4 protein-coding genes are annotated in these 2,621 nt (G+C 66.8%); 3 read left to right on the forward strand and 1 reads right to left on the reverse strand.

Going from position 1 to position 2,621, the window contains the following annotated elements:
• From VI056_12570 to VI056_12580, 3 genes are all read left to right on the forward strand, one after another.
• A partial coding sequence (locus VI056_12570) for a hypothetical protein (protein ID HEY6203860.1) occupies positions 1–302 on the forward strand: 302 nt, incomplete at its 5' end.
• 101 nt (positions 303–403) lie between these two features.
• Positions 404–550 (forward strand): hypothetical protein, encoded by a 147-nt coding sequence (locus VI056_12575; protein ID HEY6203861.1) that lies wholly within the window; start codon positions 404–406, stop codon positions 548–550.
• Positions 551–913: 363 nt separating this feature from the next.
• Positions 914–1,744: a transporter substrate-binding domain-containing protein gene (locus VI056_12580; GenBank protein ID HEY6203862.1), complete on the forward strand. Its 831-nt coding sequence runs from the start codon at positions 914–916 to the stop codon at positions 1,742–1,744.
• Positions 1,745–1,748: 4 nt separating this feature from the next.
• On the opposite strand, the gene VI056_12585 is transcribed toward VI056_12580, so the two are convergent.
• On the reverse strand, positions 1,749–2,621 hold an 873-nt coding region (locus VI056_12585; protein HEY6203863.1), incomplete at its 5' end, for an SLC13 family permease.

Genomic DNA, 2,621 nt, shown 5'->3' on the forward strand with positions numbered 1-2,621 from the left:
TGTCGGTCACGGCTAACCTCGACGCCGTCGGCATATACCTGCGCGAGTGGCGCTCGCTGCCGGCGCCGGAGCTCGCGCGCGTGCGGGCGCGGCGGCGCGCGATGCGCCGGCTGTTCGAGGACGTCATCACCGAGGGCGTGAAGCGCCGTGAGCTCTCCGCGGCGGACGCGAAGATCGCCGCGCTCGCGATCATCGGCATGTGCAACTGGACGTATGAGTGGTATCGCCCGCGTGGACGGCTCACGCCCACCGCGCTAGCGGACGAGCTCGCCGACCGCGCCGTTGCGAGCGTGACCGGCTAAGCGTCAACCGGGGATCGGTCTTCGCCACCCGACTAACGCGACGCTGCGCTCCCCCCGTGGGAGGGAGCCCCATTGCCGCACCGTTGCGCGTTAATGGACATGTGGAAGAGACGCAGGAACAGAAACACAAGAAGGCTGATGAGCTGGTGCAGCTCGTCTCAGGTGTCCTTCTGATCGCGTTCGCCGTCGTCGCCGTAGCGGTCCTTCTCGCGATCCGCGTCGCGGACGTCCTCAGCCACCCCTACTAAGCGACTCTCAGCGTGCGATCGGCAGGACGCGTTTCCCCCATCTGAGGGAACCAACGAAGCGTGGCGTGCCCGTTAATAAGGGCATGAAGAGTTCACGCCGAGCAAACGTCAAGGTTGCAACGGACGACAGGAACGAGGGCCTCCTGCGTCTTTGGAGCTTCGCGCTCTACGCCTTCGCCATCGTCGCAGCGGTCCTCCTCGTACAGCTGCGGATCGCGGCAATCCTCGGAAGTTTGTAGCAGCTCGCGCTGCAGGCACACGCGACATCGGCGCGATGCCCGACGCTCCGCGCGCGACTGACCCGATCAGGACTCGCGCTCGCACGGCCTTGACCATACCCGCTTAGAGGCGGAGACTGGCGCCTTGCTCGCTCGGCTGACGAGCATCATCGCCATCGTTGTCCTCATCACCACGTCCTGTGGCGACCATCTGATGACGACTCGGACGCCAGAACCGACCGTGGCTCCCACACCGAAGCCCACTGCGCTCTCGCTTGCCGACCTCATCAAGAGTGGAAAGCTTCGCGCCGCGTTCAATCAGCTGAACATCGCGTGCGTGCAGACGAACGCTCGGGGCGAGGCCGGACTCTGCGTCGAGATCGCCGCCGAGTTGGCGACGCAGCTTCACACCACGCTCATCACGTCCACGTACAACAACGGGGCCGTTCTCATGGACGCTGGGCGCGCGGGCGACTGGGACGTCGCGTTCGTTAGCCTCGACTTCAACATTCCGCAGCCGGGGATGAACGCGACAGCCGCCTATCTCGAGATCGAGCAGACGTACCTGGTGCCTGGCGATTCGCCCTACAACTCCGTCGCCGACCTTGACAGACAGGGTGTGCGGATCGCGAGCTTCAGCCCGAGCGCGATCGAAGTGTTCCTCAAGCAGAACCTCAAGTACGCGACCGTCATCGACGTGCCGAGCATCGCGCACGCGGTGACGCTCATCGAGCAACACGAAGCCGAGGCGTATGCGGGGTCACGCGACGAGGTGGACGACGGTGGCTGGCGCCTCGCCGGTGGCCGCGTTCTGAGCGACTCGATCACGCGGTTCAGGTGGGGAGTCGTCATCGCGAGCGGACGAAGCGATCTGTTCGCCTATGTGACTCAGTTCCTGGAGACCGCGAAGCGGAGCGGCTTCATCCAGGACGCGATCGAGACGACCAAGGTGTCTGGAGCGCGAGTGGCGCCGTGACGCTCTAGCGCGACACCAAGCCCATCGCCTGCCACACGGGCACGGCCACCGCGATCGCGACGAGCCGGATCAGCGTTAGCGCCGCGCCGACCTCTGTCCCCTGACGATCGTCGAAGTCCTCGCCCTGCGTCGCATCGCGCGCGATGAGGTACTCGAGCCCCTGATACGGCAGCACCCAGACGTTCGACGCGACGAGCACGACGAAGCCGGCGACCCAGGGTGAGATCCCGAGCGCCGGTGCGGCCGGGACCAGTGCGAGGCTGAGGAGCACCATCGCGGGCCGGCTCGGCAGAACGATGCGGCTCAGCATCACCAGCACCGCGAACGCGATGACCAGCAGCCCCGGTGAATGGAGACCGGCCGTCACGTCGAGCAGCAGCCCCGAGATCCACTTGTCCACTCCCCCGCTCTGCAGCACGGCGCCAGAGCCGAGCAGCACGCCGAGGAACGCGAGGAAGCCCCAGTCCAGCGATGAGCGGAACCTCTCGCGGTCGAGCACGCCGGCGGTGACGATCACGAGCGCGCCGAGCGCGAGCCACGCGGCGTCGATCTGGATCAGCGGCTGGATCGCGAGCCCGATGACGAGCACCGCGAGGCCCGCGATCGCGACGCGCTCCTGACGCGAGACCGGGCCGAGGATGCGCGCCTGCCGGCGGATCGTCTCGGCGGAGACCGCGGCGTGTGTTTCGGGCCGAAGCACGACCAGCAGCACGACGAGCGCGCCGATGAGGCAGGCGATGCCGACCGGGGCCGCAGCGGCGAGCCAGCCGATCCAACCGAAGCGCCGCTGATCGTCCGCGGACAGCAGACCGACGACGAAGAAGTTCGTCGCGAGTCCCGTGAGGAACACGCTCGAGAAGTACCAGTAGCCGATGAG

Source organism: Candidatus Limnocylindria bacterium, assembly GCA_036523395.1.
In the GTDB taxonomy this organism is placed as follows: Bacteria; Chloroflexota; Limnocylindria; order P2-11E; family P2-11E; genus CF-39.